The sequence below is a fragment of the Corynebacterium phocae genome, assembly GCF_008693075.1.
Classification (GTDB): domain Bacteria; phylum Actinomycetota; class Actinomycetes; order Mycobacteriales; family Mycobacteriaceae; genus Corynebacterium; species Corynebacterium phocae.
The window spans coordinates 132083-147567 of sequence record NZ_VXKJ01000037.1; the positions used below are offsets into that span (position 1 = coordinate 132083).

At 59.6% G+C, this 15485-nt stretch carries 15 protein-coding genes; 14 read left to right on the forward strand and 1 reads right to left on the reverse strand.

The features are described 5' to 3' along the window. The first annotated feature begins 25 nt into the window (after positions 1–25). Genes thrS through F4V58_RS04950 form a run of 6 tightly spaced genes read left to right on the forward strand, consistent with a single transcriptional unit; the run spans position 26 to position 5947 of the window. Positions 26–2089, forward strand: coding sequence for a threonine--tRNA ligase (thrS, locus tag F4V58_RS04925; protein WP_075733859.1), 2064 nt, complete (start codon positions 26–28; stop codon positions 2087–2089). Next, positions 2082–2723: an HIT family protein gene (locus F4V58_RS04930; protein WP_084559689.1), complete on the forward strand. Its 642-nt coding sequence runs from the start codon at positions 2082–2084 to the stop codon at positions 2721–2723. Before thrS ends, F4V58_RS04930 begins: the two co-directional genes overlap by 8 nt. A gap of 37 nt (positions 2724–2760) precedes the next feature. Next, on the forward strand, positions 2761–3396 hold the full coding sequence (gene pgsA / locus F4V58_RS04935) for a phosphatidylinositol phosphate synthase (protein WP_075733861.1): 636 nt from the start codon (positions 2761–2763) through the stop codon (positions 3394–3396). Further along, positions 3393–4352, forward strand: a complete 960-nt coding sequence (locus F4V58_RS04940) for a phosphatidylinositol mannoside acyltransferase (RefSeq protein WP_075733863.1) — start codon at positions 3393–3395, stop codon at positions 4350–4352. The genes pgsA and F4V58_RS04940 overlap by 4 nt, the downstream gene beginning before the upstream one ends. Positions 4353–4360: 8 nt before the next feature. After that, positions 4361–5443 (forward strand): glycosyltransferase family 4 protein, encoded by a 1083-nt coding sequence (locus F4V58_RS04945; protein ID WP_075733865.1) that lies wholly within the window; start codon positions 4361–4363, stop codon positions 5441–5443. 9 nt (positions 5444–5452) lie between these two features. After that, on the forward strand, positions 5453–5947 hold the full coding sequence (locus F4V58_RS04950) for a hypothetical protein (protein ID WP_075733867.1): 495 nt from the start codon (positions 5453–5455) through the stop codon (positions 5945–5947). Positions 5948–5985: 38 nt separating this feature from the next. Here F4V58_RS04950 and F4V58_RS04955 read toward each other — a convergent pair whose 3' ends face one another. Further along, positions 5986–7350, reverse strand: a complete 1365-nt coding sequence (locus tag F4V58_RS04955) for a DUF2029 domain-containing protein (RefSeq protein WP_150385712.1) — start codon at positions 7348–7350, stop codon at positions 5986–5988. A 230-nt stretch (positions 7351–7580) separates the two neighbouring features. Between F4V58_RS04955 and F4V58_RS04960 the strand changes: the two genes are divergently transcribed. From F4V58_RS04960 to secF, 8 genes are all read left to right on the forward strand, one after another. Beyond that, positions 7581–8330, forward strand: a complete 750-nt coding sequence (locus F4V58_RS04960; protein WP_075733871.1) for a siderophore-interacting protein — start codon at positions 7581–7583, stop codon at positions 8328–8330. 100 nt (positions 8331–8430) lie between these two features. Beyond that, positions 8431–9186, forward strand: a complete 756-nt coding sequence (locus F4V58_RS04965) for a YebC/PmpR family DNA-binding transcriptional regulator (protein WP_075733873.1) — start codon at positions 8431–8433, stop codon at positions 9184–9186. Positions 9187–9411: 225 nt separating this feature from the next. Beyond that, complete coding sequence (ruvC, locus tag F4V58_RS04970) at positions 9412–9927, forward strand: crossover junction endodeoxyribonuclease RuvC (protein WP_075733875.1); 516 nt, start codon at positions 9412–9414, stop codon at positions 9925–9927. Further along, positions 9924–10532, forward strand: coding sequence for a Holliday junction branch migration protein RuvA (gene ruvA, locus F4V58_RS04975; protein WP_075733877.1), 609 nt, complete (start codon positions 9924–9926; stop codon positions 10530–10532). The genes ruvC and ruvA overlap by 4 nt, the downstream gene beginning before the upstream one ends. Before the next feature lie 12 nt (positions 10533–10544). After that, positions 10545–11666, forward strand: coding sequence for a Holliday junction branch migration DNA helicase RuvB (gene ruvB / locus F4V58_RS04980; RefSeq protein WP_075733879.1), 1122 nt, complete (start codon positions 10545–10547; stop codon positions 11664–11666). A gap of 66 nt (positions 11667–11732) precedes the next feature. Next, positions 11733–12182, forward strand: a complete 450-nt coding sequence (gene yajC, locus F4V58_RS04985) for a preprotein translocase subunit YajC (RefSeq protein ID WP_075733881.1) — start codon at positions 11733–11735, stop codon at positions 12180–12182. Positions 12183–12409: 227 nt separating this feature from the next. Continuing rightward, positions 12410–14344 (forward strand): protein translocase subunit SecD, encoded by a 1935-nt coding sequence (secD, locus tag F4V58_RS04990; protein WP_084559690.1) that lies wholly within the window; start codon positions 12410–12412, stop codon positions 14342–14344. 5 nt (positions 14345–14349) lie between these two features. Further along, a complete protein-coding gene (gene secF, locus F4V58_RS04995) occupies positions 14350–15483 on the forward strand; it encodes a protein translocase subunit SecF (protein ID WP_075733883.1) in 1134 nt (377 codons plus the stop codon). Positions 15484–15485 lie beyond the last annotated feature (2 nt).

Sequence of the window (15485 nt, forward strand, 5' to 3'; positions counted from 1 at the left end):
AGCGTGAGCGCACAAGGAGCGCAGCATGGCGGAAATGATTCCAGCAGTCCCAGTAAATTATGAACCAGTAAAGGTCACCGCTGGGACCCCAGTGGGAAAGGCGCTTTTCGAACTTGGTCTTCCCAATAAAGGTGAGGACGCTGTGGTGGTAGTCCGCGGTGAGGATGGCACCCTATTCGATCTTTCTCACACCCCGGATACGGATAGCTTCTTCACCCCTGTGGCGGCCAGCGAAGAAGATGGCCGTGCGGTTATTCGCCACTCGGCAGCTCACGTTCTGGCCCAGGCTGTGCAGGCGGAATTTCCGGGCACCAAGCTAGGCATTGGACCCGCAATCGACAACGGCTTTTACTACGACTTCCAGACGGATGAGCCTTTTACCCCGGAAGCGCTCAAAGCTATTGAGAAGCGGATGAAGAAGATCATCAAAACGGGGCAGAAATTTGTCCGCGGCGTCTACAACTCCACCGAAGAGGCTGAGGCGGCTTTGGCGCAGGAGCCTTTCAAACTTGAACTCATCCAAGATAAGGGCAACGTGGATCCCAACTCCGATGAAGCAACTGAAGTTGGTGCGGGGGAGCTGACCTATTACGACAATGTCAATCCCCGCAGTGGCGAGGTCGAGTGGTTTGACCTCTGCCGCGGCCCGCACCTGCCCACCACCAAGTACATTCCAGCTTTTGCGATCACGCGGTCATCTGCTGCCTACTGGCGCGGGGATCAGTCCAAGGCCGGGCTGCAGCGTATTTACGGCACCGCGTTCGAGTCAAAGGAGAAGCTGGAGGCCTATCAGACCATCTTGGAAGAAGCAGAAAAGCGGGACCACCGCCGTCTAGGCGCGGAGCTTGACCTTTTCTCTTTCCCCGATGAGATTGGTTCCGGTTTCCCGGTATTCCACCCCAACGGCGCCACCATCCGTATGGAGATGGAGGAGCACTCCCGCCGCCGCCACATTCAGGATGGTTACTCCTTTGTCTCCACTCCGCACCTGACCAAGGGTGATTTGTTTAAAAAGTCCGGGCACCTGGACTTCTACGCTGACGGTATGTTCCCACCCATGCAGCTAGACGGCGAGTATGACGAGAACGGCAATTGCACTAAGCAGCCGCAGGATTACTACGCCAAACCCATGAACTGCCCCATGCACAACTTGATCTTCGCATCCCGCGGGCGCTCCTACCGCGAGCTGCCGCTGCGACTGTTCGAATTTGGTACCGTTTACCGCTACGAGAAATCAGGCGTTATCCACGGACTTACCCGTGCGCGTGGCTTTACCCAGGACGACTCCCACATCTACTGCACCCCGGAGCAGCTGGAAGAGGAACTGACCAAGGTTCTAGACTTCATCATCTCTTTGCTGCAGGACTACGGTTTGGATGACTTCTACCTGGAGCTTTCTACCAAAGACCCCAATAAGTATGTGGGAAGTGATGAGATTTGGGAGCGCTCCACCACCATCTTGCAGTCAGTGGCCCAGAAGTCCGGCCTAGAGTTGGTCCCGGATCCGGAAGGCGCGGCCTTCTATGGCCCCAAGATCTCGGTGCAAGCTCGGGACGCAATTGGGCGTACTTGGCAGATGTCCACGGTGCAGCTGGACTTCAACTTGCCTGAGCGCTTTGGGCTTGAGTACACGGCGTCCGACGGCACTAAGCAGCAACCCATCATGATCCACCGCGCACTCTTTGGCTCCATTGAGCGTTTCTTCGGCGTGCTGACCGAGCACTATGCGGGTGCATTCCCGGCCTGGTTGGCTCCGCACCAGGTGGTAGGCATCCCAGTTGCTGACGAGTTTTCGCCGCATTTGGAGAAGCTAGCCAAGCAACTGCGTGCTAGGGGTATCCGCGCGGACGTGGATACCTCGGATGACCGTATGCAAAAGAAGATCCGCACGCACACCACCGGCAAGGTCCCATTCATGCTGTTGGCCGGAGCCCGCGACGTGGAGGCTGACGCCGTTTCCTTCCGTTTCTTAGACGGTAGCCAGGTCAACGGCGTGCCGGTGGACAAGGCTGCCGATATCATCGAGGGATGGATCCGGGAGCGCAACAACGCCCAGCCTAACCAAGAAAATATCGCCGGCCGTGTCTAATCACAACGGTCCCGGAGGGCACCGGGATCCTAGTGCCAGCGCGGGCCCGGGTGCTCCCGGTGCCGGCGCGGGCCCGGGTTATCATGGTGACCCAGAAAAATACGATGGCCCGGGTGATTACGTTGACTCCGGGGCGGGTGAGCCAGACCGGCTCGCGCGCCTGTGGGCGCCGTACCGCATGTCGTATATCACCAAACGCTCGAAGGACCCCTTCGTTGAAGCGCCCAAGGGTAGCGACAAAGACGGGTTAATCATCGCGCGCGGCCGGTATGTCTACGCGTTGCTTAACCTCTTTCCGTACAATTCCGGGCACCTGATGATTGTTCCCTACCGGAAGGAATCCAATCTGGAGGATCTCACCCCGGAGGAGTCAGCGGAGCTGATGTCCTTTGCCCAGAAGGCGGTGAGGGTACTGAAGTCTGTGTCGCGCCCAGAGGCCATCAATGTGGGGCTAAACTTGGGAAAAGCCTCCGGAGGTTCGGTAGCGGATCACTTGCACCTACACGTGGTGCCGCGCTGGGCGGGAGATAGCAACTTCATGACCTTGTTTGGTAACACGAAGGTGCTTCCGCAGTTGCTGGAGGACACTCGTGAATTGCTTGCTGATGCCTGGGAGGGCATTGATAAAGGTTAACCTGTAGGAATAGATTGTTAGTGGAAGAAGGAACGTCATGCTCAGTGGTGCGAAGGGGCGCAGGGCAGCCGCCGGCATTGTAGAACCCGTAGCCAGGTTTTTCCTGTCCCTAGGACTTACCCCCAACGGAGTTACCGTGTTGGGAACGGTGGTTACCGTGGCTATTGCGGTTATCCTGATTCCCTTGGATCACCTCTTCCTTGCCGCAGTGCTTTCCGGGGTCTTTTCTGCTTTTGACATGCTCGACGGGGCCATGGCCCGGATGACCACGGGTGGGTCCAAGTTTGGCGCGGTATTGGACGCCTCGTGCGACCGGATCACCGACGGCGCGCTGTTTGCCGCTATCTGCATGTGGCTGGTCTACGTTGACCATGCCGGACCAGCCACCGTGGCCGCGTGCCTTATCGTTTTGATTTCCTCCCAGGTGACTTCCTACGTCAAGGCTCGTGCGGAGGCCACTGGCTTTTCCGTAAGCGGCGGGCTGGTAGAGCGCCCCGAGCGCCTTATCATCGGCTTAGTGGGCGTGGGATTTGAGGGCCTAGGCGTGCCCTATGCCCTGGAAGTTGCGCTGTGGCTGCTGGTTATAGGCTCCATTTTCACCGTGCTTCAAAGGATAGCCCTGGTCAAAAAGCGTGATAGCAACGCCCGGTTTAAAAAGGAGCTGCGGCAGTGACAAGTCAGCCGGCGGTAAGAGCCAAGCTAAAAGACCGGCTGGCCGCTGCAGGGTATATCGCTGGGTGGAAAATCATGCGGTTTTTGCCCGAACGCCTTGCAACCCGGCTCTTTGATGTCATCGCGGATATAGCCAGCGACCACGGCCGGGGGCTGGATCAGCTGCGCCGCAACCTATCCCGGGTGGTGGGCCCAGAAAACGTCTCCCGCGAGTTGGTGCGCGGCTCCATGCGCTCATACATGCGCTACTGGAAGGAGGCCTTTCGCCTTCCAACCATGAGCGCGGATCCGGCACTTTTCGCTCGTCTCATGGACGGGGTAGAGGGGGAGGAGTACTTCAATGCCTCCACCGCGCGCGGCAAAGGCGTTATTTTGGCGCTTACCCACTCCGGCAATTGGGACATGGCGGGAACCTTCCTGGTCAATCACTGGGGACCGTTCACCACGGTGGCGGAGCGGCTGCGCCCGGAAGCTTTATTCGACGCGTTCGTGGACTACCGCCACAGCCTGGGGTTCAACGTCATTCCGCACGTTTCTAAAGAATCTGGCGCCACCGCGCCCTTTGCGGTGCTCAAGCAAACTCTCGAAGACGGCGGCGTGGTCTGCCTGCTGGCAGAGCGGGATCTTTCCCGCACCGGTATCACTGTGGATTTCTTCGGTGAGGAAGCCAACATGGCAGCCGGGCCCGCAGTATTAGCGCGGGAAACCGGAGCGGCTCTGCACGTGGTCCACTCGTGGTTTACAGAAGACGGCTGGGGGCTATCTTGCAGCCCGCCACTGGAGGTGGAAGACCCGCAGACCACCACGCAGGCCATGGCTGATATCTTTGCCCGCAATATCGCGCAGCATCCGCAGGATTGGCACATGCTGCAGCCGGTATGGAACAGTGACGTTTTGCGCCGCAAGCGGTTGCGGTCCCAGCAGGCAGCCCGCAGCCTTAAACAACGGAAGGCGTAGTTCTTAGTATGCGAATTGGAATAGTGTGCCCTTATTCTTTTGATGAGCCGGGCGGCGTGCAGGCCCACATTATTGATTTGGCCACGGTCTTTATTGAACGCGGTCACCACGTACAGGTGCTGGGCCCGGCGTCGCCGGAGACTTCCGTACCCGACTTTGTGGTCAAAGGCGGGCGTTCACTACCAGTTCCTTACAACGGCTCGGTCGCGCGCCTGTCCCTTCGCCCAGGCGTGCTGGCTAAGACCCGGGATTTTATTAACGAAGGCAACTTTGATGTCCTTCATATCCACGAGCCCAACTCACCGTCTTTTTCCATGGCGGCGTTGCTGCTAGCCCACGGCCCTATTGTGGCCACCTACCACGCCTCCGCGGCCTCCTCGCGGGCGCTAAAGGTTGCCAAGGTGTTCCTCACCCCCATGTTGGAAAAAGTCCGGGGCGGGATAGCAGTGTCTGAGATGGCCCGCCGGTGGCAAGTCGAACAACTGGGCGGGGACCCCGTCTTGATCCCCAACGGGGTGGACACCTCCGTCTACCAATCCGCCCGCACAAACCCCACACCCCCGGTGGAGATTGTGTTTTTGGGCAGGCTGGATGAATCCCGCAAGGGCCTGGACATCCTCTTGCAGGCCTTGGCGGTGCTGGAGCGTGATGTGAAGGTCACGGTCATGGGCGGTGGCCAACCCCGGGAAGTTCCGGGAGTGGAGTTTTTGGGGCGGGTCACAGACGCCCACAAGGCTGAGGTTTTGGGCCGCGCTGATATCTATGTGGCCCCAAACCTGGGCGGGGAGTCCTTTGGGATCGTCCTAGTAGAGGCAATGGCTGCCGGCTGCGCGGTGGTAGCTAGTGATCTGGAAGCCTTCGCGGCGGTGTGCAACGTTGATTCCCCCGACCCCGCTGGTCTGCTTTTTGCCACCGGAAACGCTGCGGACCTGGCGGTGAAGCTGCGGCATTTGATTGATAATCCGGACTCGCGCGCGGAGCTGGTGAGAAACGGCACCGCGCGCGCCGAACTATATGACTGGGACCATGTGGCCAGCCAGGTCATGCAAGTCTACGAGACGGTGTGCGACGGCACGCGGGTGACGGCCTAAGCTAGAGACATGGATCCTTTTCTCGCGGCCGCGCTGGCGTCACTGGCGGTAGCTATCATCGTGGCTTTTGCTATGTGGGCGCTGTTGACCGCGCAGCGCCTCCACCGTCTACACATCCGCTTGGACTCTTCGCTGCTGCAGCTGCGCGCCGCGTTGGACCGCCGCGCGGCGGTAGTCGCGGCGGTGGTTCCGGGCTTGGCCACCGCGGCATCGGCAGCTGAGGCAACCGGTCTGGACCCGGAGAACTTCGCTGCGCGCCGCGCCGCAGAGCAAGAGCTATCTTTAGCCATAGCAGCTGCCGGTGCGGACACCCCTGGCCTGCTCGTTGACGCCAACGCCCGGGTGCAGCTTGCCCACCGGTTCTACAATGAGGCGGTGGCAGACACCCGGGCGCTGAGGCTGCGCCCCATGGTCAAGGCCTGCCGCCTGGGCGGCACCGCCCGGATGCCGGAGTTCTTCGATCTTGCGCCATCGTCAACCTCAACGCCAACACTCGGCGAATGAGCCGGCGGGCGGTGGCACGCCCGCCAAGGCGCGGTGAGCTAGTCCAGGTAGGCTCGCGTTATGCGGGGGCGCCGGCAGCTTAAGCCCAGCCACGTCAGGGCCAGGGGCACCATCAGTACCACCAGGATGTTGCGGCTCACCAGCGCCAGGGTGGGAAGGATGTTTTCTCCCGGGTACTTCCAGATACTCGAATAACCGAAGGGGAATACCTCCACGCCTAGCGCCCCGCATATCACGGCTATGACCGCCAAAGCCCACACCAAACCCTGTTGCGCGCGCGGCAAATTTCCCCGGCTGAGCGCAACCACCAGGGTGGGGCCCAGCCACGTGACGTACTGCGGGGAGAAGACCTTGTTGGAGATGATGAGCAAGAGAATCAGCGTGACAAAAAGTGCCAGCGCAGACTCGGGCGTCCACGCCCCCAGGACAAAGCGGTAGAGGGCGAACAGGATGGCCACGGCCAAGGTCGATAGCATCAATACGTTGGCCACGGCTATGGCGGTGTCCACGCCGGGGCCTGTTATCTCGAAGCTCTTGGAGGGCGCGTAGAACACCTCCCACCTTTCGGGATAGAAGAAGTATTTCCACATCAACGGGGTGGCAGCTACGGACTCAATCTGTAACCCCCGCACCTGCTGGTAGTCAAGGGGGCTAAACAGCCGGTCTTTGCCCTCCGTGACGTAGGTAAAGGCGCCAAGGCTCAGCAGGGTGGCCACGAATACCGCCAACGAGGCCCACGTCTTGGCCTTGTTCCAGCCCCCTACCAGGCCGGCGCCAAGGACTGCCGGCCAGAGTTTCATCGCGGTAGCAAAGGCCAGCAGAGCGCCGGAAAAACCTGGATGCTTGAATAGCAGGCTGGCCGCCGCAGCTACCGCCAAGGCGGGGAAGATGTCCAGGCGCAAGACGAATACGTGGCCCACGGCGGTGCCAAAGAAAACCCATAACCACGCCGCGTCAATGGCCGCGCGGGTGGTGGGGTGCCGGCGCAAAACCAACGCCATGAATAGGGCGTCGAATACCAGCACCATAAGCGGGAAAGCAAAGAAGTAGGCCTTGACGTCTTCTCCGATGAAATGTGCCAGGATAAAGGCCGGCCACGTGCCCGCGTGGGGGTACTCAGTCATGGCGCTGGGGTCATCTCCAAAGACACCAAAGTGGTAGTAGTACACGTCACCCAACGGGTTGGGCTCTAGGAAGATGAGGTAGGCGGTGATAAGCCGGGCTATCACCCAGCCGGTCCATACTGCGGGGACCGAGCGCAGCGCACCCAGGGGCGTCCGCCGGGCCCGGCTGCGCCGGCGGCCGGTGGGGTTCGGGCCCGGAACCGTGGGTGCCCCTGGGTGCGGGGAACTACCCCCTGCGGTGGGAGGAGGGGTGTGGGGGAATGAAGGGGAATTGCTCACCAGCTAAGACTATCTAAAACCCAGGCCCGGTACGAACGCGACTGGCCGTAGAGACCTGACTCACCTGGCAGCGAAGGCTAGGGTAGCCTAGCCATACTAAAGTAACCTGCATCTGCACCTGGAGTCTGCCACGGCGGGAACATTCCAAGTCCACGTGCGGATCTTGCTTAAGTCAATAATTAGCCGTCCGCGCGTCCTAGTGCGCGGCGAGGAAGAAAGGAAGTCGACTCATGGCAAAAAGAGGTTTAAACGGTGTCTTGACCAAGGTCTATGGGGGCAAGGACTTTGAAGCCACGGTGACAAAGACCGAATATCTGGCACCGCATTTTGTGCGGCTGCATTTTAGTGCCCCGGAGTTTATGGAGTGTGCCACACCCGATCCGGGGGCGTTTGTGCGTTTTTGGTTCCCCGACCCGAAGGAACCGGAGGTGGAGCACCAGCGCGCCTATACTTTCGTGGAAGCTAATAAGAAGGAGGGGACGTTTGCCATTGATGTGGTCCTCCATGAGCCTTCCGGCCCCGGGTCCTTCTGGGCACGCCAGGCGGTGGAGGGTGCTGTAGTTACGGTCAGTTCCCTAGGCGGCAAGGAGGCCTTCGCCGCCCCGGAAGTAGCCCCAAAGGGGTATCTGCTCATCGGTGATTCCGCGTCCATTCCCGCTATCAACGCTATCCTCACCCAGCTTCCCGGGGACATGCCTGTTGAGCTGTACCTTGAGCAGCACTCGGAGGATGACCGGGAAATCCCCCTGGCCCTTGCTCCCAACTGTAACCTCCACTGGGTGCCTCGGGCGGGGGAGGGCTCGCTGGCCGCGGCAATCGAGAGGAAAGACTGGTCCGGCTGGCACGCCTGGGCCGCCTGTGAGTCCGGAACTATCGGACATCTCCGGGCACTGCTGAAAAAAGATTTTCACCTGCCCAAGCCGGCCGTGCATATGCGGGCATACTGGTACGAAGGCCGGGCATTTGGGAAGAGAAGGTGACCTTGTCTACGGGCGCGTTGCAGGGCGTGCCGGTGCTAACCCGTATAATAGGGCGAGCTGAGTAAAGACAAACGTAAAATCTACCGAAGGGACGGGGACTATGTCCGGCCACTCTAAATGGGCAACTACCAAGCACAAGAAGGCAGCAAACGACGCCAAGCGTGGTAAGGAATTTGCCAAGCTGATTAAAAACATTGAGGTGGCAGCCCGCACCGGCGGCGGTGACCCGGCCGCTAACCCCACCCTCGATGACATGATTAAGAAGGCCAAGAAAGCCTCCGTTCCTAACGACAACATTGAGCGCGCCCGCAAGCGCGGCTCCGGTGAGGAAGCCGGCGGCGCGGATTGGGAGACCATCATGTATGAGGGCTACGGCCCCAACGGCGTGGCCATGCTCATCGAATGCCTCACGGATAACCGTAACCGCGCGGCCACTGATGTGCGCACCGCAATGTCTAAAAACGGCGGCAACCTAGGGGAGTCCGGCTCCGTGTCCTACATGTTCTCCCGTACTGGCCTGGTGTGGGTCCCCAAGGGGGAACTCACCGAGGATGACGTTTTGATGGCCGTGCTAGACGCGGGCGCAGAAGAGGTGGAGGACCTGGGTGAGCGTTTTGAGGTCATCTGCCCTCCCACCGACCTGCCCGCTGTGCGTTCAGCGCTAGAGGAAGCCGGCATTGAGGTAGAGGACTCCGAGTCCGCGTTCCGCGCGTCTATGGAGGTCGCGCTGGAAGCTGCCGATGCCCGGAAGATCTTCCGTCTCATCGACGCACTCGAGGAATCCGATGACGTCCAAAACGTCTACACCAACATGGATCTTTCCGAGGAAGTCCTGGCGGAGCTAGAGCAAGACTAAGGCTAAGGCTAGCTGCCGGGTTAAGCCCCAGGCCGGGCCCGGCGTAGTGGCCGGGTAATCACTTCCATAACATCCTTAGTACACCGGTTCTATCCGGAAAGAAGTGACCTTTACGGGAGGCGTGCTTAGAGCGCGTCTCCCTTTTGTACTATTGTGGAATAGAACATACATGCGCAAAGGGGAAAGCCGTTGACCAATCCACATTCACTTGAAGGCCTGCGGGTCATGGGGATAGACCCAGGCTTGACCAGGTGTGGCCTCTCCGTGGTGCAGGCTGGCCGGGGCCGGGCGGTGCTCCCAGTGTCCGTGGGTATTATCCGCACCCCGCCTGATGTGGAGTTGCCCCAGCGGCTGCGCCGTATCTCCGTGGCGGTGGGCGAGTGGATGGATGACTACCGGCCGGATGTGGTAGCTATGGAGCGGGTATTCGAGCGGGGAAACGTCTCCACTGTTATCCATACCGCGCACGCGGTGGGTGTCTTGGTCTTAGCCGCGGCGGAAAGGGACCTCCCCGTTTTTATGTACACCCCCTCTGAGGTGAAAAAGGCCATTTCTGGCAACGGCCGCGCGGACAAGAAGCAGATGACTTCCATGATTACTCGTATCCTAGGACTAAGTGAAGCGCCCAAACCCGCAGACGCGGCGGACGCGCTAGCCATTGCTGTGTGCCATTGCTGGCGCGCGCCTCTTATTGCACGAACTGAACAGGCACACGTTGCCCTGCAGAAAGGAAAACCATGATAGCTTCCCTTCGCGGTGAGGTAATTTCCATTGCGTTAGATCACGCGGTCATCGAATGCGCCGGGGTGGGGTACAAGTTCCTAGCCACACCAGCCACGCTGGGAACTTTGGTACGTGGCGGTGAAACGCGGGTGCTCACCGCCATGGTGGTCAAGGAAGATTCCATGACCCTCTACGGCTTTGGCAGTGATGATGATAGGCAGATGTTCCACACCCTGCAGAAAGTCTCTGGCATGGGGGCTAAGTTGGCCATGGCCGCGTTGTCGGTCATGGGGCCGGAAGAGATTGCTAATTCCATCACCGGGCAAGATCCTAAATCGCTTCAGAAGATCCCCGGCGTGGGAAAGCGGATGGCTGACCGCATGGTCCTCGAACTCAAGGACAAGGTGCAGAACTTTAGCAGCGCTACTGCCGGTAGCGTGGCACCCGCCCCCGCGCAGGCCGCGGGCCCCGTGGTGGAGCAAGTGGTGGAGGCGCTAGTGGGACTGGGATTTACCGAAAAGGCGGCCCGCCCCGTGGTGGAAAGCACTGTAGCTGCGGCCACAGACACCTCCACCGCCGCAATCCTGCGTGGCGCTCTTAGCCAACTGGGCGCAAAGAAATAGGGTTGATAGACCATGAGTGATGTAGAACGTACCGAATTCACGTTGCCCCCGGGCATGACCGCCGGTGGGACCGGCGTTACCGCAAGCACCACAGGCGATAGCAAGGTCACCCAGCGAAACGAAGATGTTGATGGCCAGGCCCTTGAGGGGGAGCAGGATTTTGACCGCTCCTTGCGGCCAAAGTCGATCGAGGAATTTATTGGCCAGCCCAAGGTCCGCGAACAACTTTCCTTGGTTCTTACCGGTGCCAAAAACCGGGGCGTCACCCCGGACCATGTGCTGCTCTCCGGCCCTCCCGGGCTGGGCAAGACCACCATGGCCATGATCGTGGCTCAGGAATTGGGGGCCTCTTTGCGCATGACCTCCGGCCCGGCATTAGAACGCGCCGGTGACCTTGCCGCCATGCTGTCCAACCTGATGGAAGGTGACGTGCTTTTCATTGATGAAATCCACCGGATAGCCCGCCCGGCGGAGGAAATGCTCTACATGGCTATGGAGGACTTCCGGATTGACGTCATTGTGGGCAAAGGCCCCGGTGCTACCTCCATCCCGCTGGAGATCCCCCCTTTCACCCTGGTGGGCGCTACCACCAGGGCCGGTATGTTGACGGGCCCGTTGCGCGACCGCTTCGGTTTCACAGCACAGATGGAGTTCTATGACACGGAAGATCTCACCCGGGTGATTACCCGCGCCGCTCGTATTTTGGGAGTAGAAATTGACCCTGACGCGGCGGTGGAGATTGGTTCCCGGTCCCGCGGTACCCCGCGTATTGCCAACCGTTTGCTTCGCCGCGTGCGGGACTTTGCGGAAGTCCACGGGGACGGCCATATTGACCTGGCGGCGGCACGGGGGGCGTTGGATGTTTTTGACGTTGACCACATGGGGCTCGACCGGCTGGACCGTGCGGTGCTATCAGCGCTGGTCAAAGGCCACGGCGGTGGTCCGGTGGGCGTGGGAACGCTGGCCGTAGCGGTGGGGGAGGAATCCGCCACGGTAGAGGAGGTGTGTGAGCCCTACCTAGTGCGGGCCGGAATGATAGCGCGCACCGGGCGCGGCCGGGTTGCTACCGCCGTGGCCTGGGAACACCTTGGCCTGCAGGCCCCGGAAGGCACCATCGGCGCAACGCTTTTCTAGCCCCGGGCCCACGCGTCCGGGCGGCGGAATTATCCTTTGGGGTAACTTCTGGCAGACTAAGCAACTATGGAAATCATTTTTCTTCTTGCAGTTATTCTGATCATCTTTGTCCCGCAGTTCCTGTTGATGCGCAAGCAAAAGGCCGCGCAGCAACAAATCCTGCAGTTCCAGGCGTCCTTGGAGCCCGGCCAGCGGGTTGTTACCGCCGGCGGTTTCCACGTCACGGTGACAGGCGTGGGGGAGGACACCATTGAGGCTGAGTTAACCCCCGGCACCGTTGTTACCCTGGAGAAGTCGGCTATCATGCGCGCAGAGCCCGTCTCCGGACTCACCCCCGGGGAGGCCACTTCTGCTCCGGTCCAAGGTTCTTCCTCCCACCAGGAACCACGTGGCGCGGTGAAGGCTGAGGACTTTGGCGGCCACAATGACGCGCTGCCCGAAACCGAGGCAGATGCCTACCCAGAGACCTACCCAGAAGACCACCGGGGCGGCAACCCCGGCCCGCATCAAAAATAGCCATTTTCCACGGCCGGCGCCGGTAAAAACCTACATGCCTAAGGGTAGGAATTATCACAATCTCTTAGGTTTGCTTGGGGGTGCTTAGTGCTTTAGTGGTAGTAGGCGGTACGATGATAGACCGTGCCTGAGACTTTTTGTCTCTTCAACTTCTGGCTTGCCTGGGCCGCGCCGTGGCGCGGCGGTACGGGATCCTAGAAGCGTCAACATCAATTTAATCAACGTCCATGAGGAGCAATTCCTTGAGTACTAAAACTCGCGGTGCGGTCGATAACCGCAGTCGTACGTGGCCGAAGAAGGCAATAGCCTTGTTCGTCCTCATCCTGGCTGCCGTTTACGCGCTAGTATTTTTCACCGGTTCACAATCCGCAACCCCAAAGCTGGGCATTGACCTACAAGGCGGAACGCGAGTCACACTGGTTCCTCTGGGTGAAGATCCCACGCCAGACCAGCTCAAGCAAGCCCGGGCTATCCTGGAACGCCGTGTCAACGGCATGGGCGTATCCGGAGCTGAGGTAGTGGCCAACGGTGACACCCTGGTTATTACCGTGCCGGGCGAAGACACCGCCCAAGCCCAGGCCGTGGGGCAGACCTCCAAGCTGCTCTTCCGTAAGGTTAATGAGGCCCCGATCCCCGATACAGAAAAGCTTCCTGGCGCGATCGAGGATATGGCTAACCGCTGGGTCGAATACGGCGTCATCACTCCGGAAGAGGCCAAGGCATCGGTCACCCAGGTTAACGACGCCTTCGCCCAAAGCGGTACTGAGGCCAAGGAAATTAAGATCACCGCGAAGCCCAAGCCGGAGCCATCCAACTCCATCGAGGAAGCCAAGCGCCGCGAGGAAGTAACTGAAATGTTGCTAGCGGACCGTCAATCCACGGACAATACGGACCTGGTTGCCGCCTCCGCGCTCCTGCAGTGCACCGGTGATACCGACCTGCTATCTGGTGCCGACGACCCGGCAAAGCCATTGGTGGCCTGTGACTACGCCAACGGCGTGTCCTTCGTGCTGGAGCCGGCACCGCTGCTCAATGGAATTACCGATGAGGACGGGACCCGCCTGACCGGCAACGAGATTGATACAGATTCCCCCATCACCGGTGGTCTGAACTCCCAGACCGGGCAGATGGAGATCTCCTTCGCGTTCAAAACTGGTGACGGTGCTTCTGGCTCCCAAACCTGGGCGGACCTGACTGGCAATAACTTGCAAAAGCGCATTGCCATCACGCTCGACTCAGCCATCATTTCCGCCCCGGTCATTCAGGGTCAAACTCCTTACGGCTCCGCTACTTCTATCACTGGTGATTTTTCCCAGGAAGAGGCCAGCAGCCTGGCAAATAACCTTAAGTACGGTGCGCTTCCGCTTTCCTTCGTTGGTGAAGACGGTGAGCGCGGCGGCACCAGTGAGACGGTACCGCCGTCCCTTGGTCACGCCGCTCTGGAGGCCGGAATCATCGCGGGTATTGTTGGCTTCCTGCTCATTGCCCTGTACTCGTTGTTCTACTTCCGTGCGATGGGCGTTATCTCGCTCATCACCCTGGCTGGCGCCCTGGTCTTGACCTACGGAACCTTGGTCCTCCTGGGCCGTTGGATCAACTACTCCCTTGACCTTTCCGGTATCGCCGGCCTGGTCATTGGTGTGGGCGCAACTGCTGACTCCTTTGTGGTCTACTACGAGCGCATCAAAGATGAGCTCTTGGAAGGAAGGACCTTCCGCTCCGCAACCGCCAAGGCGTGGGAGCGTGCGCGCTCGACCATCGTCACCGGTAACGCAGTTACTCTGATTGGCTCCGTTGTGATCTATATCCTGGCCATCGGCGAAGTCAAGGGATTCGCCTTTACCCTGGGTCTTACGACCGTGTTCGACCTGGTTGTTTCCTTCCTTATTACAGCACCGCTGATGCAGCTGGCCACCCGCAACCCGGCGTGGGCCAAGCCCGCCATGAACGGCCTGGGTGGAATCCTCAACCTGGTGGAAGAGCGTCGCGCCAAAGGCTTTTACGCCAATAAGCAGCGCAACGCTACCACCACCACTGAGCTTGACGCGGTGGAACCCGCCGGATCCGCTGTTGCAGCACCCCGTTACGAGGAGCAAGCCGCTGCTAGCCAGTCCGTACCATCCGACTCCCTGACCGCAAACAACGACGGCGAGAAGAAGTAAAAATTATGGCAAAGAATAGAATTTCCCGCTTTGACCGCCTGTATTCAGACGAAGGCGGAATTGACGTAGTTGGCCGCACCAAGCTGTGGTACACCATTACGGTCGCGCTCATTGTTGTGTCTTTCCTGGCTATCGCTCTGCGTGGGTTTAACCTCTCGCTGGATTTTGAGGGAGGCACCAAAATCAACATGCCAGCAGCTTCCCTCGTGGAAGAGCAGGTGGAGGAGACCTTCGTTGAGGCCACCGGGATTACCCCGGAGTTAGTCCAGATTGTTGGTAGCGGTGACTCCGCAACTTTGGAAATAACCTCGGAGCGTCTAAGCGAAGACCAGGTCACCGAGGCGCGGTCTGCTATCTACGAGGAGTTCAAACCCCTCAACGCAGAAGGGGAGCCTTCCCCGGACGCTATTGGTTCTTCCACCGTTTCTGAGTCCTGGGGTTCCGCGATCACCCAACGCATGCTCTTGGCCATGCTGGTATTCCTGGTGGCGGCCTTGATTTACGTGGCGCTGCGCCTGCAACGCAACATGGCCTTCGCCGGCATCCTGGCACTTATCGTTGACGGTATTGTCATCTCCGGTTTCTACGCGCTGTTCGGTTTTGAAGTATCCCCAGCGGTTATTATCGGCCTGCTGACCACCTTGACGTTCTCCATCTATGACACGGTGATTGTTTTTGACAAGGTCAACGAAAACACTGAAGGAATACTTGGGCAGCGGCACCGCACCTACGCTGAGGCCGCCAACGTGGCAGTCAACCAAACCATCATGCGCTCGGTATCTACCACGATTATCTCCGCGCTGCCCATCATCTCCTTGTTGGTCGTAGCCGTCTGGCTACTGGGTATTGGTACTCTTCGCGACCTGGCGCTTATCCAGTTCGTTGGCGTGGTGGAAGGTATCTTCTCCTCCCTCTTCCTGGCTACTCCGTTGCTGGTAACCTTCGCCAAGCGCCGGAAGGATATCAAGGTGCATAATGCAGAGGTGGAACGTTACCGCACAGAGGGCGAATCCGTGGAGGACACGAAGGGCGCAATGGCTCGCCGTGTCGTAGAGTCTCCGGTGCTTTCTGAAACCGTTACAACGGGCGAGTCAGAAAATCCATTTACCGGTGGCGCTACGTGGAGGCCGGGAAAGTAAAC